The sequence below is a fragment of the Mesorhizobium sp. M0208 genome, from assembly GCF_040322015.1.
GTDB lineage: Bacteria > Pseudomonadota > Alphaproteobacteria > Rhizobiales > Rhizobiaceae > Mesorhizobium.
Map to the genome: position 1 here is coordinate 43,499 of NZ_JAMYSP010000008.1, position 26,488 is coordinate 69,986.

31 protein-coding genes are annotated in these 26,488 nt (G+C 62.0%); 18 read left to right on the top strand and 13 right to left on the bottom strand.

The window, feature by feature from the left end; translation table 11 throughout:
• Positions 1-82 precede the first annotated feature (82 nt).
• The 5 genes from urtB (at position 83) to NKJ17_RS10690 (ending at position 4,865) form a co-directional block, all read left to right on the top strand.
• A complete protein-coding gene (gene urtB / locus NKJ17_RS10670) occupies positions 83-1,699 on the top strand; it encodes an urea ABC transporter permease subunit UrtB (RefSeq protein ID WP_352507868.1) in 1,617 nt (538 codons plus the stop codon).
• Positions 1,696-2,928 (top strand): urea ABC transporter permease subunit UrtC, encoded by a 1,233-nt coding sequence (urtC, locus tag NKJ17_RS10675; protein WP_352688273.1) that lies wholly within the window; start codon positions 1,696-1,698, stop codon positions 2,926-2,928. Before urtB ends, urtC begins: the two co-directional genes overlap by 4 nt.
• A 7-nt stretch (positions 2,929-2,935) precedes the next feature.
• The gene (gene urtD, locus NKJ17_RS10680; RefSeq protein ID WP_352478979.1) at positions 2,936-3,682 is read left to right on the top strand and encodes an urea ABC transporter ATP-binding protein UrtD; all 747 of its coding nucleotides are present in this window, start codon (positions 2,936-2,938) and stop codon (positions 3,680-3,682) included.
• A 70-nt stretch (positions 3,683-3,752) separates the two neighbouring features.
• Positions 3,753-4,448: an urea ABC transporter ATP-binding subunit UrtE gene (urtE, locus tag NKJ17_RS10685; protein ID WP_352688276.1), complete on the top strand. Its 696-nt coding sequence runs from the start codon at positions 3,753-3,755 to the stop codon at positions 4,446-4,448.
• A gap of 216 nt (positions 4,449-4,664) precedes the next feature.
• A complete protein-coding gene (locus tag NKJ17_RS10690; protein WP_352507871.1) occupies positions 4,665-4,865 on the top strand; it encodes a hypothetical protein in 201 nt (66 codons plus the stop codon).
• Positions 4,866-4,908: 43 nt separating this feature from the next.
• Here the strand turns inward: NKJ17_RS10690 and NKJ17_RS10695 are convergent, their stop codons facing one another.
• From NKJ17_RS10695 to NKJ17_RS10735, 9 genes are all read right to left on the bottom strand, one after another.
• Positions 4,909-5,715 carry a DUF72 domain-containing protein gene (locus NKJ17_RS10695; protein WP_352507872.1) on the bottom strand — a complete coding sequence of 269 codons (807 nt, stop codon included), beginning with the start codon at positions 5,713-5,715 and terminating at the stop codon, positions 4,909-4,911.
• Between the two features lie 28 nt (positions 5,716-5,743).
• Positions 5,744-6,214, bottom strand: a complete 471-nt coding sequence (locus NKJ17_RS10700; protein WP_502896224.1) for a GNAT family N-acetyltransferase — start codon at positions 6,212-6,214, stop codon at positions 5,744-5,746.
• Complete coding sequence (locus NKJ17_RS10705) at positions 6,211-6,621, bottom strand: DUF302 domain-containing protein (RefSeq protein ID WP_352507874.1); 411 nt, start codon at positions 6,619-6,621, stop codon at positions 6,211-6,213. The genes NKJ17_RS10700 and NKJ17_RS10705 overlap by 4 nt, the downstream gene beginning before the upstream one ends.
• Positions 6,621-9,542: an excinuclease ABC subunit UvrA gene (uvrA, locus tag NKJ17_RS10710; protein ID WP_352507875.1), complete on the bottom strand. Its 2,922-nt coding sequence runs from the start codon at positions 9,540-9,542 to the stop codon at positions 6,621-6,623. The genes NKJ17_RS10705 and uvrA overlap by 1 nt, the downstream gene beginning before the upstream one ends.
• A gap of 705 nt (positions 9,543-10,247) precedes the next feature.
• Complete coding sequence (locus tag NKJ17_RS10715; protein ID WP_352479042.1) at positions 10,248-10,544, bottom strand: hypothetical protein; 297 nt, start codon at positions 10,542-10,544, stop codon at positions 10,248-10,250.
• A gap of 98 nt (positions 10,545-10,642) precedes the next feature.
• Positions 10,643-11,248, bottom strand: coding sequence for an ATP-dependent Clp protease proteolytic subunit (locus NKJ17_RS10720; protein ID WP_254817374.1), 606 nt, complete (start codon positions 11,246-11,248; stop codon positions 10,643-10,645).
• A 25-nt stretch (positions 11,249-11,273) separates the two neighbouring features.
• Positions 11,274-11,798 carry an SRPBCC family protein gene (locus NKJ17_RS10725; RefSeq protein WP_352507876.1) on the bottom strand — a complete coding sequence of 175 codons (525 nt, stop codon included), beginning with the start codon at positions 11,796-11,798 and terminating at the stop codon, positions 11,274-11,276.
• A complete protein-coding gene (locus tag NKJ17_RS10730; RefSeq protein ID WP_352478973.1) occupies positions 11,795-12,109 on the bottom strand; it encodes an ArsR/SmtB family transcription factor in 315 nt (104 codons plus the stop codon). The genes NKJ17_RS10725 and NKJ17_RS10730 overlap by 4 nt, the downstream gene beginning before the upstream one ends.
• 81 nt (positions 12,110-12,190) lie before the next feature.
• Complete coding sequence (locus NKJ17_RS10735) at positions 12,191-12,580, bottom strand: cupin domain-containing protein (protein WP_352478972.1); 390 nt, start codon at positions 12,578-12,580, stop codon at positions 12,191-12,193.
• 211 nt (positions 12,581-12,791) lie between these two features.
• Here NKJ17_RS10735 and NKJ17_RS10740 point away from each other — a divergent pair, with 211 nt between their 5' ends.
• Entirely contained in the window at positions 12,792-13,304 is a 513-nt protein-coding gene (locus NKJ17_RS10740) for a single-stranded DNA-binding protein (protein ID WP_352448761.1), read from the top strand.
• A 123-nt stretch (positions 13,305-13,427) separates the two neighbouring features.
• Complete coding sequence (locus NKJ17_RS10745) at positions 13,428-13,853, top strand: OsmC family protein (RefSeq protein WP_352507877.1); 426 nt, start codon at positions 13,428-13,430, stop codon at positions 13,851-13,853.
• Between the two features lie 8 nt (positions 13,854-13,861).
• Here the strand turns inward: NKJ17_RS10745 and NKJ17_RS10750 are convergent, their stop codons facing one another.
• Complete coding sequence (locus NKJ17_RS10750; protein ID WP_254817370.1) at positions 13,862-14,491, bottom strand: MarC family protein; 630 nt, start codon at positions 14,489-14,491, stop codon at positions 13,862-13,864.
• A gap of 74 nt (positions 14,492-14,565) precedes the next feature.
• Positions 14,566-15,096, bottom strand: a complete 531-nt coding sequence (locus NKJ17_RS10755) for a hypothetical protein (RefSeq protein WP_352507878.1) — start codon at positions 15,094-15,096, stop codon at positions 14,566-14,568.
• Between the two features lie 86 nt (positions 15,097-15,182).
• On the opposite strand from NKJ17_RS10755, the gene NKJ17_RS10760 reads away from it, so the two are divergent.
• Positions 15,183-16,010, top strand: a complete 828-nt coding sequence (locus NKJ17_RS10760; RefSeq protein WP_352507879.1) for a helix-turn-helix transcriptional regulator — start codon at positions 15,183-15,185, stop codon at positions 16,008-16,010.
• A gap of 148 nt (positions 16,011-16,158) precedes the next feature.
• Positions 16,159-18,966: a DNA gyrase subunit A gene (gyrA, locus tag NKJ17_RS10765; protein ID WP_352688280.1), complete on the top strand. Its 2,808-nt coding sequence runs from the start codon at positions 16,159-16,161 to the stop codon at positions 18,964-18,966.
• A gap of 54 nt (positions 18,967-19,020) precedes the next feature.
• Here gyrA and NKJ17_RS10770 read toward each other — a convergent pair whose 3' ends face one another.
• Positions 19,021-19,173, bottom strand: coding sequence for a hypothetical protein (locus NKJ17_RS10770; RefSeq protein WP_352478968.1), 153 nt, complete (start codon positions 19,171-19,173; stop codon positions 19,021-19,023).
• Positions 19,174-19,368: 195 nt separating this feature from the next.
• On the opposite strand from NKJ17_RS10770, the gene coaD reads away from it, so the two are divergent.
• The 7 genes from coaD to tgt all read left to right on the top strand — a co-directional run bounded on the left by coaD (position 19,369) and on the right by tgt (position 23,969).
• Positions 19,369-19,869, top strand: a complete 501-nt coding sequence (coaD, locus tag NKJ17_RS10775; protein ID WP_352507881.1) for a pantetheine-phosphate adenylyltransferase — start codon at positions 19,369-19,371, stop codon at positions 19,867-19,869.
• A gap of 74 nt (positions 19,870-19,943) precedes the next feature.
• Entirely contained in the window at positions 19,944-20,534 is a 591-nt protein-coding gene (locus NKJ17_RS10780) for a peptidylprolyl isomerase (RefSeq protein ID WP_254817364.1), read from the top strand.
• Between the two features lie 28 nt (positions 20,535-20,562).
• On the top strand, positions 20,563-21,075 hold the full coding sequence (locus tag NKJ17_RS10785) for a peptidylprolyl isomerase (protein WP_352688283.1): 513 nt from the start codon (positions 20,563-20,565) through the stop codon (positions 21,073-21,075).
• Positions 21,072-21,470, top strand: coding sequence for a hypothetical protein (locus NKJ17_RS10790; protein ID WP_352507882.1), 399 nt, complete (start codon positions 21,072-21,074; stop codon positions 21,468-21,470). Before NKJ17_RS10785 ends, NKJ17_RS10790 begins: the two co-directional genes overlap by 4 nt.
• 12 nt (positions 21,471-21,482) lie before the next feature.
• Positions 21,483-22,571 (top strand): tRNA preQ1(34) S-adenosylmethionine ribosyltransferase-isomerase QueA, encoded by a 1,089-nt coding sequence (queA, locus tag NKJ17_RS10795; RefSeq protein WP_352507883.1) that lies wholly within the window; start codon positions 21,483-21,485, stop codon positions 22,569-22,571.
• Entirely contained in the window at positions 22,561-22,830 is a 270-nt protein-coding gene (locus NKJ17_RS10800) for a hypothetical protein (protein ID WP_352507885.1), read from the top strand. The genes queA and NKJ17_RS10800 overlap by 11 nt, the downstream gene beginning before the upstream one ends.
• A gap of 8 nt (positions 22,831-22,838) precedes the next feature.
• Positions 22,839-23,969 (top strand): tRNA guanosine(34) transglycosylase Tgt, encoded by a 1,131-nt coding sequence (gene tgt / locus NKJ17_RS10805; protein ID WP_352507887.1) that lies wholly within the window; start codon positions 22,839-22,841, stop codon positions 23,967-23,969.
• Between the two features lie 8 nt (positions 23,970-23,977).
• On the opposite strand, the gene NKJ17_RS10810 is transcribed toward tgt, so the two are convergent.
• Positions 23,978-24,397, bottom strand: a complete 420-nt coding sequence (locus NKJ17_RS10810; RefSeq protein WP_352688286.1) for a DUF4864 domain-containing protein — start codon at positions 24,395-24,397, stop codon at positions 23,978-23,980.
• Positions 24,398-24,633: 236 nt separating this feature from the next.
• Between NKJ17_RS10810 and NKJ17_RS10815 the strand changes: the two genes are divergently transcribed.
• Positions 24,634-24,870 carry an Lrp/AsnC ligand binding domain-containing protein gene (locus tag NKJ17_RS10815; RefSeq protein WP_023674883.1) on the top strand — a complete coding sequence of 79 codons (237 nt, stop codon included), beginning with the start codon at positions 24,634-24,636 and terminating at the stop codon, positions 24,868-24,870.
• 172 nt (positions 24,871-25,042) lie between these two features.
• A complete protein-coding gene (locus NKJ17_RS10820; RefSeq protein WP_352478961.1) occupies positions 25,043-26,455 on the top strand; it encodes a circularly permuted type 2 ATP-grasp protein in 1,413 nt (470 codons plus the stop codon).
• Positions 26,456-26,488 lie beyond the last annotated feature (33 nt).

Here is a 26,488-nt window from a genome sequence, read left to right on the forward strand (position 1 = left end):
CAGACCGCAAAAGCCTCCGGGCGGGCTCGTCCTCCAGCCTGCCCGGAGGCGACATTCAACCTCCAAGAGCCACCAGAAACCGATGATCCTGATCCGCGCGATTGGCTTGATGCTGCTCCTCCTTCTGGGAATGCTGCTGCCGTCGAACGCCAGCGAATCCGATCTGCGCGCGGTCGTCGCCAAACTCGCCACCGCCTCCAATTTTTCAGCGATCGAAGCCATCGTGCGCGAGCTTGCGGCAACCGGCGACACAGCCGTCGAACGGCCGCTTGCCGCGCTTGCGGAGGGCAGCCTTTACGTCCGCAAGGCCGATTCAGTAGTCTTTGTCGGCAAGGAGAGCGGCGACAGCATCGAACTGCTCGATGCGCTCACCGGCGAAAAGTCTGGCGAAGCAGCCAAGGCCGACATCACCAAGATCAAGGTCAACAACACGCTGCGCCGCGTCATCCGCGACGCGCTGGGCACGCTGACGCTGGGCTCCAAGGATCCGGCGGTGCGCATTGCCGCCGCCGACACCATGTTCAAGACGCCGGACGCGGCAAACATCGAGCCGCTCGACACCGCGATCGCCAATGAGAGCGCGGCAAGCGTCAAGGCGCTGCTCGAACAGGCCCACGCCGCGTCGGTTCTCGTTTCAGACAGGCCGGAGGCCGACAAATTGGCGGCGATAGCGCTCATCGGTGCGCGCGGCGACCGGGATGCGGTGTCGCTGCTCACGTCGGTGGAGGCCAGTTCCGAAGGTGCGGTGAAGGACGCGGCGACTGCGGCGATATCCAACATCAATTCGACGCTGGCGCTGTGGGACGCCGGCCAGAATATCTGGTACGGCATATCGCTCGGATCGGTGCTGCTGCTGGCGGCGATCGGCCTTGCCATCACTTTCGGCGTCATGGGCGTCATCAACATGGCGCATGGCGAGATGGTCATGCTGGGCGCCTACACGACCTTCGTCGTGCAGGAGGTTATCCGCAATTCCTTTCCCGGCCTGTTCGACTGGTCGCTGGTCATCGCCCTGCCGCTGGCCTTCCTGGTGGCGGCGCTCGTCGGCCTTATCATAGAGCGCGGGCTGATCCGCTTCCTCTATGGCCGGCCGTTGGAGACCCTGCTAGCGACATGGGGTGTCTCGCTGATCCTGCAGCAGGCCGTGCGCACCATCTTCGGGCCGACCAACCAGGAGGTCGGCAACCCATCCTGGATGTCAGGTTCGTTCGCGATCGGCCAGCTTTCGGTCACCTGGAACCGGCTCTGGATCCTGGCTTTTGCGCTCGGCGTCTTCGCTGTGCTGCTTTACGTGATGAAACGCACGCCCTGGGGGCTGCAGATGCGTGCCGTCACGGCCAATCGCCGGATGGCCGCCTCTATGGGCATCAGGACGCCGTGGGTCGATGCCCTGACCTTTGCATTGGGGTCCGGCATTGCCGGCATCGCCGGCGTCGCGCTCAGCCAGATCGACAATGTCTCGCCCAATCTCGGCCGCGGCTACATCATCGACAGCTTCATGGTCGTCGTCTTCGGCGGCGTCGGCAATCTCTGGGGCACGCTGGTCGGCGCCTTCTCGCTCGGCATTGTCAACAAATTCCTCGAACCGTATGCCGGAGCGGTGCTCGGCAAGATCGTCGTTCTGGTGCTGATCATTCTGTTCATCCAGAAACGCCCGCGCGGCCTGTTCGCGCTCAAGGGCAGGTCGGTGGAAGCATGATCACGCGACGCTTCTTTGCCGCCGGCGCCGACCGCCGCGTCGCCATCACCATCTTCATCCTGCTGGCGGTTGCGATCGTCGTGCCGCTGCTCAATCTTGCGGTCTCGCCGACAAGTGCGTTTTACGTGCCGTCCTATATCGTCGCGCTCACCGGCAAATATCTCTGCTATGCGCTGCTCGCCTTGGCCCTCGATCTCGTCTGGGGCTATTGCGGCATCCTCTCGCTCGGCCACGGCGCCTTCTTCGCACTCGGCGGCTATGCGATGGGCATGTATCTGATGCGCCAGATCGGCTCGCGCGGCGTCTACGGCAATCCGCTGCTGCCGGACTTCATGGTGTTCCTGAACTACAAGGAACTGCCGTGGTTCTGGTACGGTTTCGACCATTTCTGGTTTGCCGCAATCATGGTGCTTGCAGTACCCGGCCTGCTCGCCTTCGTCTTCGGCTGGTTTGCCTTCCGCAGTCGCGTCACCGGCGTCTATCTGTCGATCATCACCCAGGCGATGACCTATGCGCTGCTGCTTGCCTTTTTCCGAAACGACATGGGTTTCGGCGGCAATAACGGCCTGACCGACTTCAAGGATATTCTAGGCTTCAACGTGCAGGCCGACATGACACGCTCGGCGCTGTTCGCGGCTAGCGCCGTCATGCTGGCGCTCGCCGTCTTCGTCACCTGGGCAATCGTCGGTTCCAAATACGGCAAGCTTTTGATGGCGGTGCGCGACGCCGAAAGCCGCACGCGCTTTCTCGGCTGGCGGGCGGAGAACGTCAAACTGTTCGCCTTCACCGTGTCGGCGGTGATGGCCGGCATCGCCGGTGCGCTTTACGTACCGCAGGTCGGCATCATCAACCCTGGCGAATTCGAGCCGTCCAATTCGATCGAGGTGGTGGTGTGGGCGGCCGTCGGCGGGCGCGGCACCATCGTCGGGCCGATCATCGGCGCGCTTTTGGTCAATGCCGGTAAATCCTGGTTCACCGGCGTGCTGCCTGAATTCTGGTTGTTTGCGCTGGGCGGACTGTTTGTCGCCGTCACGCTGTTCCTGCCCAAGGGCATCATCGGCATGTGGGATTCCTGGCGCGGCAACGCCAAGGCGTTGCGGGCGGCCTCGGTTGCCGAGGAAGCCGGGATCGATCCCGATGCGCCGGTGCCGCCGAAAACCGACCGTTCGGCGGCGAGAAGGCCGGGCGACTGGTCGGCCTCCAGCGCCGAACCGCAGCCGGCGGAGTGATGGTCTGATGTCGAAGAGCAACACCATCCTCTATCTCGACGGCGTTTCGGTTTCCTTTGACGGTTTTCGCGCCATCAACAACCTTTCGCTGGTGCTCGACAAAGGCGAGATGCGGGCGATCATCGGCCCCAACGGCGCCGGAAAGACGACGATGATGGACATCGTCACCGGCAAGACGCGGCCCGATGCGGGCGAGGTTTTCTTCAACGGTGAGGTCGATCTGACCAAACACGACGAGGCCGAAATCGCCATGATGGGCATCGGCCGTAAATTCCAGAAGCCGACCGTCTTTGAAAGCCACACGATCGAGGACAATCTGATGCTGGCGCTGAAAGGCCCGCGCTCGATCTTCCCGGCACTGTTCCATCGTCGCTCGGCCGCGGAAGTGCGGCAGATCGACGACATCCTCGGCATCATCCGGCTTGGCGACAAGCGCGACGAACTCGCCGCCAATCTGAGCCACGGCCAAAAGCAATGGCTCGAGATCGGCATGCTTCTGGCGCAGGATCCGCTGCTGCTGCTGGTCGATGAGCCGGTTGCCGGCATGACCGACGCCGAGACCGAGGAAACCGCGCGGCTGCTCAGGGATATCGCGCGCGACCATTCGGTCATCGTCGTCGAGCACGACATGCATTTCGTGCGCGAGCTCGGCGTCAAGGTTACCTGCCTGCACGAAGGCTCGGTGCTTTCCGAGGGCAGCCTCGACTTCGTTTCGGCCGACGAGCGCGTCGTCGAAGTCTACCTGGGGAGATGATCATGGTCTGGCGCGTTCCGTTCCATCATTTCGACCTTTCGTTCTTCACGCGTTGGAGAAAGCGCTGACCATGCTCGAAGTCTCCAATGCCACGCTGCATTACGGCGCCGCTCAGGCGCTGCGCGGTGTCTCGCTGACAGCCCGCGCCGGCAAGATCACCTGCGTGCTCGGTCGCAACGGCGTCGGCAAGACCAGTTTGATGAGATCGATCGTCGGCCATCATCGGCTGACGAGCGGAAGCGTTGCCTTCGAGGGGAAGGCGCTCGACCGGAGCGCGGCGTATGATCGCGCCCGGTCGGGCATCGCATTCGTGCCGCAGGGCAGGGAGATATTTCCGCTGCTTACGGTGCGGGAAAACCTCGAATCTGGCTTCGCGCCGCTGAAGCGCGCCGACCGCAACATTCCCGGTCACGTCTTCGAATTGTTTCCGGTGCTGAAGCAGATGCTCGCGCGCCGAGGCGGTGATCTTTCCGGCGGCCAGCAGCAGCAGCTTGCCATCGGTAGGGCACTGGTGATGCGGCCTAAACTGCTGGTGCTCGACGAGCCGACCGAAGGCATCCAGCCGTCGATCATCAAGGATATCGGCCGCGCCATCCGCTATCTGCGCGACCAGGCCGGCATCCCCGTGCTCCTGGTCGAACAGTATCTCGACTTCTGCCGGGAATTGGCCGACGAGGTCAACATCATGGACCGTGGCCAGATCGTTCATACCGGCTCGGCCGAGGATCTCGACCGGGCGGACGTCCGCAAATTCCTGACCGTCTGAATTCTTATTGATTCTATTACTTTGCAACTCTGGCGCGCTGCAGATTGCGTGCTAGATTTTGCTTGGCCTTGGTGAGTCGGCCGCTTTCCGTACCAGTTTCAACTTGGCAGATCAGGGGAAGGCGCGGATGCGTCGGCACGCTTGCGCGCAAGCCCTTCCCTTCGAGCGATCTGTTGTCGTCCAACATTTCGGGTGCTTGGGAGCCAGGGCCAGTCAATGGAGTGCTATGTCGAGGACTATCAGAAACGACGGCTCACGGAGCGCGTCGACATCCTGACAGCCATCAACATTCTGAAATCGCAGGGGTATGACCACGACGAACTCATCGCGGAGATCACCAAGGTCTTCTATGTCGATCTCGATGCTTTCAATGAGATCGTCAGGGTTGATCGGCGTCCGGACGAACGCGCCGCATAGCCGGTAGTTTAGGACCAAGCCAGGCGGACCACCGACAGCGGCGTCAGCCTGCGACCCGCTTCATCAGGGCGATGGCGCCGAATGGAGCGCGGACCTTGCCCTCTGTGATGAAGTAGACGAACACATCGCGTGGCTTGACCGGCGCGTCGGTTGAAGGATCGGCACGCGACAGGTCGACCGGCACCTTGCCTTCCGCCCAGGTGTTTGCGCGCGCCGCCCATTCGTCGAGCGCCTTTGGCGTGTAGCAATCGGGATTGTCGTCGCTGCCGGTCTGCAGCCGCGCATAGATGAAATCGCCGGTAACGTCGCCAATCCCAGGATATTTGGCGTGGTCGGCATAGACGATGGCGGCCTTGTGCTTTCGCGCCAAGGCGGCGAACTCCGGCACGACGAAGCTGTCGTTGCGCACCTCGACCGCGTGGCGCAGCGCAACGCCGTCCTGCTTTTCCGGCAACAGCTTGAGGAAGGCCTCGAAATCGTCCGGGTCGAATTTCTTGGTCGGCGCGAACTGCCACAGGATCGGCCCGAGCTTGTCGCCAAGTGCGGCGACGCCCGACCCGAGGAAGCGCATGATCGATTCCCCGGCCTCGCCGAGCACGCGGCGGTTGGTGACAAAGCGGTTGCCCTTCAGCGAATAGACGAAACCATCCGGCACCTCGTTGGCCCATTTGACGAAGGTCGGCTCCTTGAAGCTCGAATAATAGGTGCCGTTGACCTCGATGGTGGGCACCTGCCGGCTGGCATAATGCAGTTGCTTGGCCTTCGACAATTTGTCCGGGTAGAAGGACGTGTCCCACGGCTCGAAGGTCCAGCCGCCCATGCCGGCGCGGATTGTTCCTGATTGAGTCATGGTCGTCCTCCCGGTTTGCAGAAAAGGATCACGCGATGGCGGTCGTCTCGACGGCTTTCGCCATGTCGACGACCGTCCATCCTGGCCGATATGGATTGGGCCGGCGACCCGTTTCGCGAAAGCCGTAGGCCTTATACAACGAAACGTTCCGTTCCATTCTGGCATTGGTGTAGAGTCGGATCTCAGGCAAGCTCCACAAGCGCGTCTGTTGCTCGGCCCAGTCGAGCAGCCCGATGCCGAAACCCTTGCCCTGAAAGGCTGGCGCAACGGCAACGCTGAAGATCATTGTATGGTCCGCATTTCGTTCGAGAACGATCAAGCCGGCCGGCTGTCCATTCTGCTCCAAAAGCCAGACCTCGCCGCGTTGGATGCGCGGCGCATAGTCCTGTGTGACGGGGATCGGCGGCGCTCCGAACAGGGCAGTGTAGGGCGCGTAGGCGTCGGTGGTGAGCGAAATCACCGTGGAGAGATCATCGGCCCGAGCGGCTCTCGTCATCAAAACTGGCCCGCGCCGGCAGCGGCCGCAATCACCTTGTCCATGCCGTCGGCGATCGCAGCGACGGCATTGCGACTGGCGTCGCCCAAGCCGTGGCGCTCAGCGAGCCAGTGCGCGTCATTGTAGGAGAGCCAGACCTTGCCTTGCCCGTCCTCCCAAGCCAGTGCCTTGACCGGCAAATCGATGCCGGCAAGCTGCCGGTCCTGCATCAGTGGCGTACCGCCTTTCGGATTGCCGAAAATCAGGAGCTGGGTTGGACGCAGTGATGTTTCGACGCTGCGCGCACCAGCGGCGTGATCAATGCGGGCGAAGACCAGCAATCCTGCACGTTCGACAGTTTCGACCAGGCGATCGATGGTTTCGGTCACGCCGAAGCGGCTTTGGACCGTGATGAGACCGTTCTTTGCCATCACTCCGCCGCTTCGCGCTTGCCTCCGGGGCGCCGCTCCAGCAATTCCCTCAGGAACTGCCCGGTATAGCTGCGTTTTTCGCGGACGATGTCCTCCGGCGTGCCGGACGCCACCAGCTCGCCGCCGCCGTCACCACCTTCGGGGCCAAGATCGAGAACCCAGTCAGCGGTCTTGATCACCTCTAGATTGTGCTCGATGACGACGACCGTGTTGCCCTGGTCGACCAGCTCGTGCAGCACTTCAAGCAACTTGGCGACGTCGTGGAAATGCAGGCCGGTGGTTGGCTCATCGAGAATGTAGAGCGTCTTGCCGGTCGCCTTGCGCGACAGTTCCTTGGCAAGCTTGATGCGCTGCGCCTCGCCGCCCGACAAGGTCGTTGCCTGCTGGCCAACATGGATGTAGCCGAGGCCGACCCGTTTGAGTGTCTCCAGCTTGTCGCGCACGCCGGGCACGGCGGCGAAGAAATCGACGCCTTCCTCGACCGTCATGTCGAGAACGTCGGCGATCGACTTGCCCTTGAACAGGACGTCCAGTGTCTCGCGGTTGTAACGCTTGCCGTGGCAGATGTCGCAGGTGACGTAGACGTCGGGCAGGAAGTGCATCTCGATTTTGATGACGCCGTCGCCCTGGCAGGCCTCGCAGCGGCCGCCCTTGACGTTGAACGAGAAGCGGCCCGGCTGGTAGCCGCGCGCCTTCGACTCCGGCAAGCCGGCGAACCAGTCGCGGATCGGCGTGAAGGCGCCGGTATAGGTGGCGGGGTTGGAGCGCGGGGTGCGCCCGATCGGCGACTGGTCGATGTCGATGACCTTGTCGAGGAATTCGAGCCCCTCGATGCGGTCGTGCTCGGCCGGATGCTCGCGCGAGCCCATGATGCGGCGCGACGCCGCCTTGAACAGGGTCTCGATCAGGAAGGTCGACTTGCCGCCGCCGGACACGCCGGTGACGGCGGTAAAAGTGCCGAGCGGGATTTCAGCGGTGACGTTCTTCAGATTGTTGCCGCGCGCGCCGACGACCTTCAGCCGGCGGCTCTTCTTGGCCTCGCGCCGCACTGCCGGTGTCGCCACTTCGAGCTCGCCCGACAGATATTTGCCGGTGATCGAAGCGGGCGTCGCCATGATCTGCTGCGGCGTGCCCTGGGCGATGATGTGGCCGCCATGAATGCCGGCGGCCGGGCCGATATCGACGACATAGTCGGCGTGCAGGATGGCGTCCTCGTCATGCTCGACGACGATCACTGTGTTGCCGATGTCGCGCAGATGCTTCAGCGTATCGAGCAGGCGGGCATTGTCGCGCTGGTGCAGACCGATCGACGGCTCGTCCAGCACGTAAAGTACGCCGGTCAGGCCGGAGCCGATCTGCGAGGCAAGACGGATGCGCTGGCTCTCGCCGCCTGACAGCGTGCCGGAGTTGCGCGACAGCGTCAGATAATCGAGCCCGACATCGTTGAGGAAGCGCAGCCGCTCGCGGATTTCCTTGAGCACGCGCACCGCAATCTCGTTCTGCTTGTCGTTGAGCGAAGCGGGCAGATCGGTGAACCACTGGTCGGCCTTGCGGATCGACAGCTCGGTGACCTCGCCAATGTGCTTGCCGGCGATCTTGACCGCGAGCGCCTCGGGCTTCAGCCGATAGCCGCGGCAGGCCGGGCAGGGCGTGGCCGACATGAAGCGCTCGATCTCCTCGCGCATCCAGGCGGATTCGGTTTCCTTCCAGCGGCGCTCGAGGTTGGGGATGACGCCCTCGAAGGTCTTGGTCGTCTTGTAGGAGCGCAGGCCGTCATCGTAGTGGAAGGTGATTTCGCGCTCGCCGGTGCCGTGCAGGATGGCTTGCTTTGCCTCTTCGCTCAGATCCTTGAACTTGTCGCCGAGCTTGAAGCCGTAGGCAACGCCCAGCGCTTCCAGCGTTTGCGCATAATAGGGCGACGTCGATTTCGCCCAAGGGCTGACGGCGCCGGCGCGCAGCGAGACATTCTCGTCGGGCACGACCAGGCTGGCATCGATGGCGCGTTGGCTGCCGAGCCCATCGCAGGTCGGGCACGCGCCGAACGGATTGTTGAAGGAGAACAGCCTGGGCTCGATCTCGGGAATGGTAAAGCCGGACACCGGGCAGGCGAACTTTTCCGAGAACAGCATGCGTTCATGCGTCTCGTTCTTCGATTTGTTGACCGAATCCTCGCCGGTCTGGCTGGCGTCGAGCGGCCTGTCGGCAAATTCCGCTACCGCCAGTCCGTCTGCAAGCTTCAGCGCGGTCTCGATGGAATCGGCGAGCCGCGTCGCCAGATCGCCGCGCACGACGATGCGGTCGACGACAACGTCGATGTCATGCTTGTACTTCTTGTCCAGCGCGGGCACGTCGGCGATCTCGTAGAAGACGCCATCGACCTTGACGCGCTGAAAACCCTTCTTCTGCAGCTCCAGCAGTTCCTTGCGGTACTCGCCTTTGCGGCCGCGCACCATCGGCGCCAGGATGAACAGCCGGGTGCCTTCCTCGACTGCAAGCACCCGGTCGACCATCTGCGAGACCGTCTGGCTCTCGATCGGCAGGCCGGTGGCCGGCGAATAAGGTACACCGACGCGGGCGAACAAAAGCCGCATATAATCGTAGATCTCGGTGACGGTGCCGACAGTCGAACGTGGGTTCTTCGAGGTGGTCTTCTGCTCGATGGAGATGGCTGGCGACAGGCCGTCGATCTGGTCGACGTCCGGCTTCTGCATCATTTCGAGGAATTGTCGTGCATAGGCCGAAAGGCTCTCGACATAGCGGCGCTGGCCCTCGGCATAGATCGTGTCGAAGGCAAGCGACGACTTGCCTGACCCCGACAGCCCGGTCATGACGATCAGGCTGTCACGCGGCAGGTCGAGATCGACATTCTTCAGATTGTGTTCGCGTGCCCCGCGAATGGAGAGATATTTATGGTCGGCCATCGCCGGTCGCCGCCTCAGAATCTGGAATTCGTGGGATGGGCGGGTTTTCCCGACCATCCCCTATGTAGGTAATTTCGCCGCCTTTTCGAGAGACGCCACAACTCTCGACCAAAGCGTTTAACCGCCTTTCGCGCGAACGGGCAAGCGGAAAGAACAAAGGCCGAACACGCTCCTGACAAAAGCTGCCCGTGCGGCTGGGTTCACCCGGGGTTCACAAAGCGTCTCGCGATCACATTTTTCGGTAATCGGCCATTCAAGGTTGACGTCCATCTGTCACGGGGGCAGACTCCAAACGTCAACGAAGCCGGCCGTCTTTCGATGGCCTCGCGGCCTGGGGCTAGCCTGCGAGACGCCGCGGGTTATGCGATGAGCGCTTCGACGACAGTCGCAACGAACAGAAGGAGAGCAGAGGCATGACTCCACCGGACAGTTCCTTGAGGCTCCACGTGTCGCTGGAGCCGCGGCAGGTATAAGTGGCTAGGCCAAGCGTTTTGCGCTACCTGCCAACGTTGACCTGCCGATCCCCACAACAATCAGAGACTGCTAGTCGGATCGTCGGCTGAACGCCGCGAAGCATCCGAAATAAAAAGCCGGCAGTACACTCCCGGCAATTTGGATTTTAGATCCAAGAAGCCCCGTCAATTGCACAAGCAATGACGGGGCTGTTCGTTTGAAGGGCACATTTGTGGTGCATGCCAGGCGAACTTACCGGCTGGGGGGCCTGATTCCGCCGGTAGCGACATCGATGGTTATGCTGCCGGAAATCCGAACGTCGGTATCGCCGATCTTGAACGTGCCGTTGCCGCTGCTTGGAACCGCGTCGTCGGGCTCAGGCTGCGGCCCTGGCTCGGCGATGCGATAGTCGCTGGTCACGCCGGGCAGGGCGCCCTTTTGCGAAGACGTCGAATTATCTTGGGCAAATGCCATGTCCACCAGCATGTTCGTGCCGGCCACAGTAGCGATAGCAAGGCACAACAGGCTGGATGAACGGCTGGCGGTCATCGCCGGACTATAGTGCCGTGATGGCGGCAAGACCAGACCGATGGCGCTGAAATTGCGGGCGCTCAATCGCGTCGGTTGCGTCCGCCGGCCCTGCTCGTTCATGCGGCCTGCTTGCGGGTGTCGAAAACATGGTCGACGAGTCCCCAATCCTTGGCCTCCTGGGCGGTCATGAAAAAGTCGCGGTCGAGCGTGCGTTCCACTTCTTCGTAGGTGCGGCCGCAATGATGGGCGTAAAGATCGGTCATGCGCCGCTTGGTGCGAAGGATGCCCTCGGCATGGCGCTGGATATCGGAGGCTTGGCCTTGGAAACCGCCGAGAGGCTGATGCAGCACGATGCTGGTGTTGGGTAGCGCGATACGCCGCCCTGGCGTGCCCGCCATCAGGAGAAACGAGGCCATCGAGGCGGCGAAGCCCATACAAACGGTGGAGACCGGGCAGCTGATATACTGCATCGTATCGTAGATGGCGAAACCGCTGGTCACCACGCCACCCGGCGAGTTGATGTAGAGCGAGACCTCCTTGTCGGGATTGTCGGATTCCAGCGACAGAAGCTGGGCGCAGACCAGCGCCGAGGTGCCGTCGTCGATCGGCCCGTTGATGAAGACGATGCGCTCGCGCAGCAGCCGCGAAAATATATCGAAGGCACGTTCGCCGCGACTCGACTGCTCGATCACCATCGGCACCAAATTGGCAAGGCCGCTCATCGTTATCTCCTTTGACTGTCGTCGTTCAGGCCGCGCGCATAAAGAGGCGCGCGGTGTTTGCGGCGATCTGCTTGTACTTGGGAGTACGCGCTTCAAACGAAAGTCGGCAACCGGCGCCTGCCATGGCGATCTCCGGCACTGCTGCCCGAGCAAAACCATCATGGACGATGCGCAGATGCGTGCCGCCGGAAACGGTGCGGTCGAGCGTAAAGGTGACGATGCTATCCACTGGCCTATCGTTCATTGGGCTTTCCACCGGGCTGCCGGGCGGCACCCGCGTATCGCCGGGCGCCGGCCGCTCCCGCCAGGAATAGCGCAGCAGCCGTCCGGGATCCGCGTCGAGGATTTCGCACTCGATCGGCGCATCCGGCGCTTTAAAGGCAAAGCGGTTGCCGACCTTTGGTTCAATGTCGTTTGGCATCATCCAGGCCGCGAGCAGGTCCGGCACTGTCAGCGCCCGCCACACTTTTTCCGGCGGCTCGGGCAGCTCGCACTCGAACTCGATCTTGTCTGCCGCCATTTCCGCGCGTTCTTTGCCTCGGCTGGTCATTGGTCCATGTCCTTCAAAACCGTCTTGAGCCTTTCGATGCGCTCTGGCCAGAACGCGCGGTAGCGTTCGATCCAGCCGAGCAGCGGCGCAAGCCCGTTCGGATCGGCGCGATAATAGGCATTGCGGCCGGCCCGGCGTTCGACCACGAGGCCGGCACCTCGCAGCACCGCGAGATGCTGCGATACTGCCGGCTGCGAAACCGGCATGCCATTGCGGAGTTCCGATACCGTCATCTCGCCGTCGGCGAGCCGCTCATAGACGGCGCGACGCGTTGGATCGGCCAGTGCCCGAAAAATCTCTGCTTCGATCATTCCAGAAGCATAAGTCGATACTTATCGGTTTGGCAAGTCGCGTTTTTAAGACAGGCAGTGTTTTTTGCGACGGGCGAGATTTTACAAACGCGTCGGAAGCCAGCGTCTCACCATGTCTGGCGATCCGTTAAACGTTGCCTCAAAAACTGGTGACGCGAGCACGGCATGGATATGAAGCAGTTCGGAGCCGACGTTTCGGAAGCCATGTTGCCTGTGCGCGGCAACAACAAGCGACTGTCCGGCAGTCAAGACGAGATGCTCGTCATCGATCCACATCTCGGCCCTGCCAGCGATGACGGTAAGCACTTCCTCGACCGGGTGCCAATGTGTCGGGGCGCCAACCGCGGGTTCGACCCATTGTTCAAATATGCAAAGTTGAGTTGCGCCGTTGCAGGCCGAGACATGCATGCGGGTCTTTACTCCCGTCCGCCATTCTTCTTGCGGCTGATCGTCATGCTCGACCATCTTCATTGAGTTCGCCTCGATCTCAGGGTTCGTGGAAAATTCGGCGCCAAGACCCTACTTGTTACTGACATCTATTGACAGTGCAGGACCTTTAAACTAGAACGAAAAGAGAACAAAAACCTTGTGGGAAAAGGCAGCCACGGCAGGCAGGGATTGTCCATAGCCTGTAAGGTGGAGCGACAAGGAATTTGGTTTCGGATGAGCGCGGAGAAGTGTCATGGCGGGTAGCGTCAACAAGGTCATTCTGGTGGGCAACCTCGGGGCGGACCCTGAAATCCGCCGCCTGAATTCGGGTGACCCGGTCGTCAATATCCGCATCGCGACGTCGGAAAGCTGGCGCGACAAGACATCTGGAGAGCGCAAGGAAAAGACCGAGTGGCACAATGTCGTGATTTTCAACGACCAGATCGCCAAGGTGGCCGAGCAGTATCTGAAGAAAGGCATGAAGGTCTATGTCGAGGGCCAGCTGCAGACGCGCAAATGGCAGGACCAGACCGGCAATGACCGCTATACGACTGAAATCGTGTTGCAGAAATTCCGCGGCGAGCTGCAGATGCTCGACGCACGGGGCGAGGGCGGCGGCCAGGTCGGCAACTATGCCGGTGGCGGTGCGAGCCGCGGTTCCGATTTCGGCCAGTCCGGCCCGGGCGAAAGTTTCAATCGGGGTGGCGCCAACAAGGGCGGCGGCGGTGGTTCATCGCGCGAGCTGGACGACGAAATCCCGTTCTGATTTCTCGGGGCGGACTGCCCTTGCGGCGACAAGCGCCAGCACCTTGGCCACGAAATGGCGTCCCGAAAATCTGTCTTGGATTTTCGGGACGTTGTGCGTTTGAGCGGTGAAAGGACGTATCAAGTGAAAGCAAGGGTCAAATGGGTGGAGGAGCGCACTTTTGTTGGCGAGTCCGCCAGTGGGCACAAGCTGGTGCTAGGCACGGCGTTCGGGCTGGAGGGCAAGACGCCGGGGCCGAGCCCAATGGAACTGGTGCTGATCGGCACCGGAGGCTGCTCGGCCTATGACGTGGTCCATATCCTCGAAAAGGGGCGCGAGGCGGTCGAAGATTGCGTGGTCGAACTCGATGCCGACCGTGCAGAAGCCGATCCCAGGGTGTTCACCCGCATTCACATGCATTTTGTCGTCAAGGGCCGGGCGCTGTCACACGACAAGGTGAAGCGGGCGATCGGGCTTTCGATCGAGAAATACTGCTCGGCCTCGGCAATGATGGCCAAGACTGCCGAGATTACCCATGACTTCGAAGTCATTGAAACGACAGCGAAGTAGGGCAGTTCCTAGGTCGCCATCAGCGCCTTGATGCCGTCGGCGACGAACTGTATGGCGAGCGCCGCCAGGATGACGCCGAGCAGCCGTGTCAGGATCGAACGGCCGGTTTGGCCGAGGATACGATCGATGCGCTCTGACAGCACGAACACCAGGTAGGTGATGACGAGGCAGATGGCGATGATGCCGACAAGGGCTGTCTGCGCGCCAAAACCCTGAAACGAGCTTGAGAGCAGGACGGTCGCCGAAATCGCGCCGGGACCCGCAATCAGCGGGATCGCCAGCGGAAAGGCGGCGATGTTGTGGATCATGTCCCTGGTGATGGCGACGTCGCCGATCTTCTCCTTACGGTCCTGCCGGCGCTCGAACACCATTTCGAAGGCGATGAAGAACAGCAGAAAGCCGCCGGCGACGCGGAAGGCCGGCAGGGTGATGCCGAAGACCGACAGGATCGACGCGCCGGCGATTGCGAACAATGCCATCACCAGGAAAGCGATGATCGAGGCGCGCACGGAGACCTGGTTGCGCTCCTCGCGGTTCATGCCGCGGGTCACGGCAAGGAAGAGCGGCGCCAGGCCGGGCGGATCGATCGTCACCAGTATGGTGACGAAGGCGTTGAACAGGCTGTCGAAGCTCGGCATGCTGACCCTCCCCGCCGGCAATGCCGGTTAACGGGATTGGTAGAGCAAAGCGAAGCCAGTGGAAACCGTGCGGATCAGGGGCTGGCGGTGCGGCGCGCCAGAAACTCGACTTCGAGACGCCAGGTGGCGCCGTCGTCAAACGAACGCTCGCCCAGCCAGCGGAAGGAATCTCCGGTGATCCGGGAAAAGCTCCAGCGTACCGAAGGGCCGGTGCCGTCTGCGCCTAATTGGACGATCGTGTCGCCTTCGACGCGGCCCAACTGGCGGCTGTAATACCGGTTGCGCGGGTCGCTCCAGAAGATGTGCCAGGCGTCGACGCCTGGGTCATAGACGCGCAACGTCGTGCCATAGAAGGTCCATTTGCCGAGCGAAGGGGAGGAACCAGCGTCACGAGCTGGCAGGATCCATACGTCCTGGATCGCGCGGCCTTCAAGGACCCAGCCGAAATGCACCTCGCCGCGCCCGGTCAGCACCTGACCGTCTTCGAGATGGCGCGTGGCGTCGAACGTCCAGGCGCCGACGAAGCGGCCGTAAAGGTTCAGTTTCTCGGCAAGGGCCGGTGTGGGCCCATCGCTGTGCAGGGCCTTGGCAAAGGAATTGGACATGGCTTCGCTCTCATCTTGTCAGGAGACCGGCAAGCATAGAGGCCGGCAGGGGTTCTGCGCTTGGGAAAAATTGCTATGTTTGGGCGATGACGACGAGCGCGCATAGGCTGGCGTCGGGCCGAGGCTGGCAGGTGTCGGATGTCATCTGCACCGCCAGCGCCGCCGACAGGCCATTCGAGGAGGAGCATCGGCATTTCTGCGTTGCTGCCGTAACCAGCGGCACCTTCCGCTATCGTGCCCGCCAAGGCACGGCGATGCTGGCGCCGGGCGCGCTCCTGCTCGGCAATCCCGGCACATGCTACGAGTGCGGGCACGAGCATGGCGCCGGCGACCGCTGCCTCTCCTTCCATTTCGGACCGGCCTGTATGGAGCGGATCGTCGCCGACGTGCCGGGCGCCAAGACGCTCGATTTCAGCACGCCGCGCCTGCCGCCCTTGCCGGCGCTGGTGCCGCTGCTCGCCGAAGCGGAGGCGGCGCGCGAGATGGCCGACACCGGCGCGTTCGAGGAACTCGCCCTGCGCATTGCCGGTGCCGCGGTAACAGCGGCTTGCAGCGCCACGGATCGGGGACGGACCCCGAGCCGCCGCGACCAGAAGCGTGTCGCCGAAGCGGTGCGGCGCATTGAAGTCGATGCCGACCGGCCGATCTCGCTTGCCGAACTCGCCGACGAGACCGCCACCAGCCCTTACCATTTCCTGCGCACCTTCCGGCACGTTGCCGGCATGACGCCCTACCAATTCCTGCTGAGAACGCGGCTGCACAGGGCAGCCGTGCGGCTGCGGACGTCAGATAACACAATTTCGGCGATCGCCTTTGCGGCGGGATTCAACGATCTATCAACCTTCAACCGCCGTTTCCGGCGGCTGATGGGCGAGGCGCCGGGTACTTATCGCGCCCGCCGGCGACGCCGGTGAAAGGGTGCCACGGCCATATCGTCGCAATTGGTGTATCCTTTTGAATTTGCCGCTAAAAACCACATTGGAAAACTGCCGCGATTGTTGGAGTTTCGAGCCGGCTTCCTATATAAGCACCAAGTGATTCCTGATTAGATTGTGATCCGATTTGACCGACCAGAAGACACCGCGCGGCGCCGACGGCGGCCCCACCGGCATCGAGCCGATATCCATCATCGAGGAGATGCAGCGCTCCTATCTCGATTACGCCATGAGCGTGATCGTCAGTCGCGCGCTGCCGGACGTGCGCGACGGCCTCAAGCCGGTGCATCGCCGCATCCTCTACGCCGCCTATGAGAGCGGCTATCACTGGAACCGTAAATATGTGAAATCGGCACGCCCGGTCGCCGACGTGATGGGTAAATACCATCCGCACGGCGACGCCTCTATCTACGACGCTTTGGTGCGCATGGCGCAGGACTGGTCGCTGCGCGTGCCGCTGATTGACGGGCAGGGCAATTTCGGCTCGATCGACGGCGATCCGCCGGCGGCGATGCGCTACACGGAATCGCGGCTGACCAAGGTCGCGCATGAGTTGCTGGAAGACATCGACAAGGACACCGTCGATTTCCAGGACACTTACGATGCGTCGGGCAGCGAACCGAAAGTCCTGCCGGCGCGCTTTCCGAACCTGCTGGTCAACGGCTCCGGCGGCATCGCCGTCGGCATGGCCACCAACATCCCGCCGCACAATCTGGGCGAGGTCTGCAACGGCGCCATTGCCCTCATCGACAATCCAGCGATCGATCTTCCGGCGCTGATGGAGATCATTCCGGGACCGGATTTCCCGACCGGCGGCATCGTGCTTGGCCGTTCCGGCATCTACAGCGCCTATTCGACCGGCCGCGGCTCCATCGTCATGCGCGGCCGCGTCAACATCGAGGCGCGCGGCAACGACCGTGAATCGATCGTCATCACCGAGGTTCCCTATCAGGTGAACAAAGCATCGATGATCGAGAAGATGGCCGAACTGGTGCGCGACAAGCGCATCGAGGGCATTTCCGACATTCGCGATGAGAGCGACCGCCAGGGTTACCGCGTCGTCATCGAACTGAAGCGCGACGCCGTCGCCGACGTCATCCTCAACCAGCTTTACCGCTTCACTCCGCTGCAGACGTCCTTCGGTGCCAACATGGTGGCGCTGAACGGCGGCAAGCCGGAATTGCTGACGCTCACCGACATGCTGAAGGCGTTCGTCGCCTTCCGCGAGGAGGTGATCAGCCGGCGCACGAAATTCCTGCTCCGCAAGGCGCGCGACCGCGCCCATGTGCTGGTCGGCCTTGCCATCGCTGTTGCCAATATCGATGAAGTCATCAAGCTGATCCGCAGCGCTCCGGACCCGCAGACGGCGCGCGAGCAGTTGATGGAGCGGCGCTGGCCTTCGGGCGACGTGGAATCGCTGATTCTTCTGATCGACGACCCGCGCCATCGCATCAACGAGGACGGTACCTACAATCTCTCCGAGGAGCAGGCGCGCGCCATCCTCGAACTGCGCCTGCAGCGCCTAACCGCGCTCGGCCGCGACGAGATCGCCGACGAGCTGAACACGATCGGCGACGAGATCAAGGACTACCTGGACATCCTGTCGTCCCGCGCCCGCGTCCAGCAGATCGTCAAGGACGAGCTCATCGCCGTGCGCGACGAGTTCGGCACGCCGCGCCGCACCGAGCTCGCCGAGGGCGGGGCGGACATGGAAGACGAGGACCTGATCCAGCGCGAGGACATGGTCGTCACGGTCAGCCATTCCGGCTACATCAAGCGCGTGCCGCTGTCGCTCTACCGGGCGCAGCGCCGCGGCGGCAAGGGCCGCTCCGGCATGTCGACCAAGGAAGAGGATTTCGTCACCCGGCTGTTCGTCGCCAACACGCACACGCCGGTGCTGTTCTTCTCCTCGCGTGGCATCGTCTACAAGGAAAAGGTCTGGCGCCTGCCGATCGGCAACCCGCAATCGCGCGGCAAGGCGTTGATCAATATGCTGCCGCTCGAACAGGGCGAGCGCATCACCACGATCATGCCGCTGCCGGAGGATGAGACGAGCTGGGGCGAGCTCGACGTCATGTTTGCCACCACGCGCGGCACCGTGCGTCGCAACAAGCTGTCGGACTTCGTCCAGGTCAACCGCAACGGCAAGATCGCCATGAAGCTGGACGAGGAAGGCGACGAGATCCTCGGCGTCGAGACCTGCACCGATAATGACGACGTGCTTTTGACGGCAAGTTCCGGCCAGTGCATCCGCTTCCCGGTCAGCGACGTACGCGTCTTCCAGAGCCGCAATTCGGTCGGCGTGCGCGGCATCGCCATGGCCGATGGCGACCGGGGGATCTCGATGGCGGTGATCGAGCATGTCGACGCGCCGCCGGCGGAACGTGCCGCCTACCTTAAGCGGGTGGTGGCTGAACGCCGGCTCGCCGCCGACATCGCCGCCGGTGAGGAGGAAGAAATCCAGCTTACCAACGAAGAGGTCGGCGAAGAGGCGGAGCTTTCCGACGAGCGCTACGAATTCCTCAAGGCACACGAGCAGTTCGTGCTGACGGTGACGGAATATGGCTACGGCAAGCGTTCGTCGTCGTACGATTTCCGCCTGACCGGTCGCGGCGGCAAGGGTATCCGCGCTACCGACGTTTCGAAAACGGCCGAAATCGGCCGTCTGGTGGCGACCTTCCCGGTCGGCAATGATGATCAGATCATGCTGGTTTCGGATGGCGGAACCGTCATTCGCGTCCCGGTTAACGGCATTCGTTTCGCCAGCCGCGCCACCAAGGGCGTTACGATCTTTAATACCGCAGAGGGCGAGAAGGTCGTTTCGGTGGAGCGGATTTCGGAGCCGCAGGCAGACGAAGAGATCGAAGAGAGTGTCGAGGCTGAAAGCGGCGCTGCTACCGAAGGTGGGGAGCCTGACAACAACAACGTCGAGTGAGTTGCCACGACGCCGCCAGCCCGATAGGTCGGTCCGGCGTTGTCAGCAAACGCTCTAGAAATGCCGATAAGGCCTACGGATGCCGAAGCCTTCGAACTGCTTGGTATTGGCCTTGGCGCGGACGCGCTGTGCCTCCTGATGCAACCCGAATACGGTAGCGATCAGCATGGCGACGGTCATTGCGGTGGCAAGCATGTAGATCAGCATGTGCGTGTTCTCCTGCGCCTAACAACGATTAGATGGGTGTTTGGTTTCATCTTCTGCAGCTGCAACTTAGTGAACACTGCGTGAAGCTGTTGTGAGCGGCACATTCATCTGTCGTTTACGTCGGCCAAAGGGTTCACGAGGCGGGCTGGTGATCGGATTTGCCTTTAGGAGAGAGGCTCGCTAGAAGCACCTGCCATGACCGAACGCATCGCCCTTTATGCCGGCTCTTTCGACCCGCTGACCAACGGCCATCTCGACGTGCTGAAGGCATCGCTGGCCGTGGCGGATACAATCTATGCGGCGATCGGCACCCATCCCGGCAAGAAGCCGTTGTTTTCCTTCGAGGAACGGGTTGGCCTGATCGAAACGGCCGCGAAGGCGGAATTCGGCAGCGACGGTGCGCGTATCAAAGTGGTCGCCTTCGACGGGCTGGTCATCGATGCGGCCAGGAAGCATGGCGCCTCGATCATGATCCGCGGTCTGCGCGACGGCACCGATCTTGACTATGAGATGCAGATGGCCGGCATGAACGAGACCATGGCGCCGGAGCTGCAGACGGTGTTCCTGCCCGCCAGCCCCTCGGTGCGCACCATTACCGCCACACTTGTGCGCCAGATAGCTTCGATGGGAGGCGACATCCGCCCCTTCGTGCCGGCGGCCGTGGCCGGCGCGCTCGCCGCCAAATTCGCGAAATAAATGCATGTCACCCAAAAGTGGAACCCGGCTTTGGGTAACGACATGCATGAACGAAGATATTCGGAGAAAGATCCATGCAGCTGAAAAAGCTTGCCTTCTTGCTTGCCGTGTTTGCCGGTCTTGTGACCGCATCCGTGTCGGCCTTTGCCGCTGATCCGGAAAACACCATGATCGTAACGCTGAAGGACGGCGACGTGACCATCGCGCTGAGGCCCGACCTTGCGCCGAAACACGTCGCGCAGATCAAAAAGCTGGTGCGCCAGGGCGCCTACGACAACGTCGCCTTTCACCGCGTCATCGACGGCTTCATGGCGCAGACCGGCGACGTCAAGTTCGGCAACATGAAGAGCGGCTTCAATGCCGACGCTGTCGGCACCGGCGGCTCCGATCTTCCCGACCTGCCGGCCGAATTCTCCAGCACCGAGCACTACCAGCGCGGCGTGGTCGGCATGGCCCGCTCCGACGATCCGAATTCCGCCAATTCGCAATTCTTCATCATGTTCGCGCCGGCACCGCCGCTCGATGGCCAGTACACCATCGTTGGCAATGTCGTCAGCGGCATGGAGCTGGTGGACCACATCAAGAAAGGCGACGAGGCGCAGAACGGGACGGTGACCGATCCCGATCGCATGATCAAGGTGCGCATCGCCGCCGACGGCAAGTAAACCCAAGTTTCAAAAGGATATTTCTGACATGGCCGAAATCAAGGACCGCGAGAACGCGCTTATCATGGACACGACGAAGGGCAAGGTCGTCATCGAATTGTTTCCAGATCTGGCGCCCGGCCATGTCGGCCGTATCAAGGAGCTGGCACGCGAAGGCGCCTATGACGGCGTGGTCTTCCACCGCGTCATCGACGGCTTCATGGCGCAGACCGGCGACGTGAAGTTCGGCAATTCCAACAAGCCGTCTTTCGCGCCGTCGCGCGCCGGCACTGGCGGTTCCGCCAAGCCCGATCTGAAGGCCGAGTTCTCCAACGCCAACCATGGCCGCGGCACCTGTTCGATGGCGCGCTCGCAAAACCCGAACTCGGCCAATTCGCAGTTCTTCATCTGCTTCGACGACGCCGCCTTCCTCAACCGCCAGTACACTGTATGGGGCCAGGTCATCGAAGGCATGGACAATGTCGACAAGATCAAGCGCGGCGAACCGGTGCAGGACCCCGACAAGATCGTATCGCTCAAGGTCGCGGCCGACGTGAAATGACCAGCCGGGCTGTCGCGGCCATCGTACTTGTGCTCGTCGCGGCGGCCACTCCGGCGTTGGCGACGGAATCGATCGTTTGCAGCGCCGACGGCGGCGCGGCATCGATTGATGTTTTGATGGGACACACGGCCGTCATTGCGGTGGCGCGGGTGTGGCTGGATGCCGGCGGCAAGACATGGACCACGGACGGCCAGCCAGGCTCAACGAAAGTCATCGTTGGACAGGCATTCGAAGACGACGAGCGCATGCTGATCGATCTCACTGATGAGGGCCTCAGCTCGATCGTCGCCAAATTGCGGCTGGTCAAGGCCAGCGAGCAGTCCAGTTTCGCAATGGGCGGCACGTTGAGCATTGACGGTGTCAGTGCCTGGGCGGTGACCTGCCCGGAACCTTGAGGCGGGGTTTTCTTGCGCGTCGACCTTTTCGACTTCGATCTGCCGGAAGAACGCATCGCGCTTCGCCCAGCCGAGCCGCGCGACAGCGCCAGGATGCTGGTGGTCAGGCCGGGTGAGGGGCTCGAAGACCTGACGGTGCGCGACCTGCCGGCCCTGCTCAAGGCCGGTGATGATGTGCTGGTCTTCAACGACACCAAGGTCATTCCGGCACAATTGAAGGGCATCAGGCGGCGCGGCGAAGCAGCAGCGCAGGTCGAAGCCACGCTGCATATGCGGGTGGCGCCCGACCGGTGGCTCGCCTTCATGCGTCCGGGCAAGCGCATCGCCGCCGGAGATCGCATCCATTTCGGTCATGATGCCAATTCCTGCTTTCTCGGCCAACTCGATGCGACCGTGATCGAGAAGGGGGAAGGCGGCGAGGTGCTGCTCGGCTTCGACCTGTCAGGTCCGTTCCTCGACGAGGCGCTGCACGCTGTCGGCCACATCCCGCTGCCGCCCTACATCGCCTCCAAACGTGACGACGACGAACGCGACCGCAGCGATTATCAGACCATTTATGCTAGGGAGGAGGGCGCGGTCGCCGCGCCGACGGCAGGGCTGCATTTCACGCCGGAGCTGTTTGCGACGCTCGACGCCAAGGGCATAGAGCGCCGTTTCGTCACGCTGCATGTCGGCGCCGGTACATTCCTGCCGGTGAAGGCGGACGACACCGCGGACCACAAGATGCACGCCGAAACCGGTTCGGTCAGCGCGGAAACCGCCGAGGCGCTGAATGCGGCGAAAGCAAAAGGAGGGCGCATTATCGCTGTCGGCACGACATCGCTGCGCTTGCTGGAGAGCGCGGCTGGCGAGGAGGGCAGGCTGGCCGCATGGTCAGGCCTGACCGACATCTTCATCACCCCCGGCTATCGCTTCAAGACCGCCGACATGCTGATGACCAATTTCCATCTGCCGCGTTCGACGCTGTTCATGCTGGTTTCGGCCTTCTGCGGTTTGCAGACGATGCGGGCGGCCTATGCGCATGCCATCGAGAATCGCTACAGGTTTTATTCCTATGGAGACGCAAGTCTTCTGTTCAGGGAGGATAGTAATGGACGATGACCTGGAAACCTTCGACCGCGAAGCATTGATCGGCGAGGTCAGGAAATTACGCGCCGGCATCCGCCAACACCGCGACGCCACCGGCCATGATCTGTGCTGGCATCATCCCGACCTGTGGTCGCTTTTGCCCGAAAAGACCGAGCCGGCGATTGCCGTGCCGCCGTGGCCGAAATTCATGCGCGGCTGCATCCGCTACCGTCAATCGCTCGATAAGCAGGCTGCGGACGCGCCGGTATTTGACAAGGAGTTCGATGGCTAGGGAATTCAATGACTGACGCATTCACCTTCAAGGTGCTGGCGACCGACGGCAGGGCGCGGCGTGGTGCAATCACCATGCCGCGCGGGGAAATCCGCACGCCTGCCTTCATGCCGGTCGGTACCGGCGGCACGGTGAAGGCCATGTATATGGATCAGGTGCGCGGCGTCGGCTCGGACATCATCCTTGGTAATACCTACCACCTGATGCTGAGACCCGGCGCCGAGCGCGTGGCGCGGCTCGGCGGCCTGCATGAGTTCGCCCGCTGGCCGCATCCGATCCTGACTGACAGCGGCGGCTTCCAGGTGATGTCGCTATCGAAGCTGAGGAAACTGACCGAGAACGGCGTGACCTTCCGTTCGCATATCGACGGCGGCGCCTTCGAGATGTCGCCGGAGCGTTCGATTGAGATCCAGGGGCTGCTCGATTCCGACATCCAGATGCAGCTCGATGAATGCACGGCTCTGCCGGCCAAGCAGAACGAGATCGAGCGTGCCATGGAGTTGTCGTTGCGCTGGGCCGAGCGTTGCAAGACGGCATTCGGCGAGCAGCCCGGCAAGGCGATGTTCGGCATTGTACAAGGCGGCGACGTGCCGGATCTGCGGCTGCGCTCGGCGCAGGCGCTGAAGGCAATGGAGCTGAAGGGCTACGCGATCGGCGGGCTGGCTGTCGGCGAGCCGCAAGCGGTGATGCTGGAGATGCTCGACATCACTTGCCCGGAGCTGCCGGTTGAGCGGCCGCGCTACCTGATGGGTGTCGGCACGCCGGACGACATCTTGAAGTCGGTAGCGCGCGGCATCGACATGTTCGATTGCGTGATGCCGACGCGGGCAGGGCGCCACGGTCTTGCCTACACGCGGCGCGGCAAGGTCAATCTTCGCAACGCCCGCCATGCCGACGATCCGCGTCCGCTCGATGAGGAAAGCGACTGCCCGGCCGCACGCGACTATTCGCGCGCCTATCTGCACCATCTGGTGCGCTCGCAAGAGGCACTTGGGGCGATGCTCCTTACCTGGAACAATCTGTCCTATTACCAGCAGCTGATGCGCGACATTCGTGAAGCGATCGAGGCTGGCAGGTTGGAAGCACGCTCAGCTGAGATTTCCGAAAGCTGGAGGCGGGGCGATCTCCCAGTGAGGTGATCGAAGGCTCAAGTGCTGAGCGACGTGGACGCGCGCAGGCTGCAGCCGGTGATCCGAAAGCTGCCGTCAGGCTGTAGTTCGAGCGTGTAGACCGCCTCGTAGTCCTTGCCATCCGGGCCGACGATCAGCACTTGCTGGATGATCGAGGTCGGGCTCGTCTCGCGAACCTTGCCGAAGGAGTAGGTCTGCGGCTGGCGCACCGGCGGATAGCCGTTGGTCACCATGTTCATGAAGGTATCGACGGTCGGAAAGATGCGCTTCACATTCGGTGCGGCAAAGCTGTAGGCCGTCATTCCGTCATTGGCGATGAAGGCCCTCAACTGACCATCGATGACCGTCTGCGCCGCTTTGACTTCGGCGTCGCCAGAAAAGGCCTGGGATGCGAAAATGAATGGAAGGACTGTGAATGCGAAAAACGCGCGGCGCATGGCCTGTCTCCGTTGTCCCCGAGAAATCGCTGCCTGAAGGTACATGATACCATACGCTTTGCCGTGCTTCAGGGTTTCAGCCGAGCGTAAACATTCGGCGTGGCAGTCCGTGTCCGAGCCGAGAAAGCATTGTCGAGGCGAGACAGCCTGAGCGATTGGCGATGCTTGAAAGCCGGGCGGCAGTCTGCCACAAGGGCCGCTCGATTAGAGCGTGCGATGTTGGACAGGACCAGGCAATGAAGGCATTTTTCGTGCAGATAAAGTGCGATCTGGGCAAGGCCTACGACGTTGCCAGCGCCCTGGCCGATGCCGAGATTGCTTCGGAAATCTACTCGACAGCCGGCAACTACGACCTGCTCGCCAAATTCTATGTCGACGACGAGGAAGACATCGGCCACTTCGTCAACGAGAAAGTGCAGATTCTCCCGGGAATCAAGGATACGTTTACGGTCGTCACCTTTCGCGCGTTTTGATCTCCATCCGACATTTGCCCGGACACAAGGCAAAGCCTGATCAGGGCCCTATTGGTGCTGCCTTAATTTTAGGCAACCGCGATATACTGATCGCCGGCGCCCGCCAAATCGCCGATTGCGCTTGATTTTCTCCAGCGAGGCCAGTGAAATGGCGTCACAGGGGAGTATGCGATTGGCAGCGTTCGACGAAATGCTTCCGGAAGTTTCCGGGCTGAGAAAACCGTATTCGGCTTACGATCGCTGGCTGAAGGAACAGGACCCGGCCAGACTTACCGAGAAGATGCAGGACGCCGAACGCGTCTTTCGCAAGACAGGCATCACTTTCGCCGTCTACGGCGAGCAGGAAGCATCGGAGCGGCTGATACCCTTCGACATCGTTCCGCGCATCATTTCGGGCAATGAATGGCGACGGCTAACGCAAGGCATCGAGCAGCGCGTCCAGGCGCTGAACGCCTTTCTCGACGACATCTACCATCGCCAGGAGATCTTGCGCGCCGGCCGGGTGCCGAAGGAGTTGATCGCCAGGAACGAGGCGTTCCTGCCCGAGATGATCGGGGTGCGGCCGCCGGCCGGCGTCTATACCCACATCATCGGCGTCGACATCGTACGCATTAGCGAGAACGAGTTCTACGTACTGGAGGACAATGCGCGCACGCCGTCCGGCGTCTCCTACATGCTGGAAAACCGCGAGACGATGATGCAGCTGTTTCCCGAGTTGTTCCAGCAGATCAAGGTGCGGCCGGTGGAGAATTACCCGCAGCTCCTGCGCCAGTCGCTGGCGGCGGTACGGCCGCAAAGCACCAAGGGCACGCCGACGATTGCCGTGCTGACGCCGGGCAGCTTCAACTCAGCTTATTTCGAACATGCTTTCCTTGCCGACCAGATGGGCGTGCAGCTCGTCGAAGGGCAGGATCTGCGCGTCGTCGATGGCCATGTCGCGATGCGCACGACCGAGGGCTACAAGCAGATCGACGTGCTTTACCGGCGTGTCGACGACTCGTTCCTCGATCCGCTGACCTTCCGCCCCGACTCGGCACTTGGCGTGCCGGGCATTATGGACGTCTACCGCGCCGGCAACATCACGATCGCCAATGCGCCGGGAACCGGCATCGCTGACGACAAGGCGATCTATTCGTACATGCCCGAGATCGTCGAATTCTACACCGGCCGCAAGGCGATGCTCGGCAACATCCCGACCTGGCGCTGCTCGGAGCCGGACAGCCTGAAATACGTGCTCGAGCACATTGATGAACTGGTCATCAAGGAGGTCCACGGGTCCGGCGGTTACGGCATGCTGGTCGGTCCGGCGGCGACCAAGAAGGAATGCGAGGATTTTTCCAAAAAGCTCGCGGCAAAACCATCGAACTACATTGCTCAGCCGACGCTGGCGCTGTCGACCTGTCCGATCCTGACGGACAAGGGGCTGGCGCCGCGTCATGTCGATCTGCGCCCCTATGTGCTGGTTTCCGACCGTATCCAGATCGTGCCCGGCGGGCTGACCCGAGTAGCGCTCAAGGAAGGCTCGCTGGTCGTCAATTCCTCGCAAGGCGGGGGCACGAAGGATACCTGGGTGTTGGATGATTAGAGTGGAAGTAGTGAATAGTGAATAGATAAGGAT

Coding starts and splice junctions, on each gene's coding strand:
- urtB (WP_352507868.1), top strand. CDS start 83: ATGATCCTGATCCGCGCGATTGGCTTGATGCTGCTCCTCCTTCTGGGA.
- urtC (WP_352688273.1), top strand. CDS start 1,696: ATGATCACGCGACGCTTCTTTGCCGCCGGCGCCGACCGCCGCGTCGCC.
- urtD (WP_352478979.1), top strand. CDS start 2,936: ATGTCGAAGAGCAACACCATCCTCTATCTCGACGGCGTTTCGGTTTCC.
- urtE (WP_352688276.1), top strand. CDS start 3,753: ATGCTCGAAGTCTCCAATGCCACGCTGCATTACGGCGCCGCTCAGGCG.
- NKJ17_RS10690 (WP_352507871.1), top strand. CDS start 4,665: ATGGAGTGCTATGTCGAGGACTATCAGAAACGACGGCTCACGGAGCGC.
- NKJ17_RS10695 (WP_352507872.1), bottom strand. CDS start 5,715: ATGACTCAATCAGGAACAATCCGCGCCGGCATGGGCGGCTGGACCTTC.
- NKJ17_RS10705 (WP_352507874.1), bottom strand. CDS start 6,621: ATGGCAAAGAACGGTCTCATCACGGTCCAAAGCCGCTTCGGCGTGACC.
- uvrA (WP_352507875.1), bottom strand. CDS start 9,542: ATGGCCGACCATAAATATCTCTCCATTCGCGGGGCACGCGAACACAAT.
- NKJ17_RS10715 (WP_352479042.1), bottom strand. CDS start 10,544: ATGACCGCCAGCCGTTCATCCAGCCTGTTGTGCCTTGCTATCGCTACT.
- NKJ17_RS10720 (WP_254817374.1), bottom strand. CDS start 11,248: ATGAGCGGCCTTGCCAATTTGGTGCCGATGGTGATCGAGCAGTCGAGT.
- NKJ17_RS10725 (WP_352507876.1), bottom strand. CDS start 11,798: ATGACCAGCCGAGGCAAAGAACGCGCGGAAATGGCGGCAGACAAGATC.
- NKJ17_RS10730 (WP_352478973.1), bottom strand. CDS start 12,109: ATGATCGAAGCAGAGATTTTTCGGGCACTGGCCGATCCAACGCGTCGC.
- NKJ17_RS10735 (WP_352478972.1), bottom strand. CDS start 12,580: ATGAAGATGGTCGAGCATGACGATCAGCCGCAAGAAGAATGGCGGACG.
- NKJ17_RS10740 (WP_352448761.1), top strand. CDS start 12,792: ATGGCGGGTAGCGTCAACAAGGTCATTCTGGTGGGCAACCTCGGGGCG.
- NKJ17_RS10750 (WP_254817370.1), bottom strand. CDS start 14,491: ATGCCGAGCTTCGACAGCCTGTTCAACGCCTTCGTCACCATACTGGTG.
- NKJ17_RS10755 (WP_352507878.1), bottom strand. CDS start 15,096: ATGTCCAATTCCTTTGCCAAGGCCCTGCACAGCGATGGGCCCACACCG.
- NKJ17_RS10760 (WP_352507879.1), top strand. CDS start 15,183: ATGACGACGAGCGCGCATAGGCTGGCGTCGGGCCGAGGCTGGCAGGTG.
- NKJ17_RS10770 (WP_352478968.1), bottom strand. CDS start 19,173: ATGCTGATCTACATGCTTGCCACCGCAATGACCGTCGCCATGCTGATC.
- coaD (WP_352507881.1), top strand. CDS start 19,369: ATGACCGAACGCATCGCCCTTTATGCCGGCTCTTTCGACCCGCTGACC.
- NKJ17_RS10780 (WP_254817364.1), top strand. CDS start 19,944: ATGCAGCTGAAAAAGCTTGCCTTCTTGCTTGCCGTGTTTGCCGGTCTT.
- NKJ17_RS10785 (WP_352688283.1), top strand. CDS start 20,563: ATGGCCGAAATCAAGGACCGCGAGAACGCGCTTATCATGGACACGACG.
- NKJ17_RS10790 (WP_352507882.1), top strand. CDS start 21,072: ATGACCAGCCGGGCTGTCGCGGCCATCGTACTTGTGCTCGTCGCGGCG.
- NKJ17_RS10800 (WP_352507885.1), top strand. CDS start 22,561: ATGGACGATGACCTGGAAACCTTCGACCGCGAAGCATTGATCGGCGAG.
- tgt (WP_352507887.1), top strand. CDS start 22,839: ATGACTGACGCATTCACCTTCAAGGTGCTGGCGACCGACGGCAGGGCG.
- NKJ17_RS10810 (WP_352688286.1), bottom strand. CDS start 24,397: ATGCGCCGCGCGTTTTTCGCATTCACAGTCCTTCCATTCATTTTCGCA.
- NKJ17_RS10815 (WP_023674883.1), top strand. CDS start 24,634: ATGAAGGCATTTTTCGTGCAGATAAAGTGCGATCTGGGCAAGGCCTAC.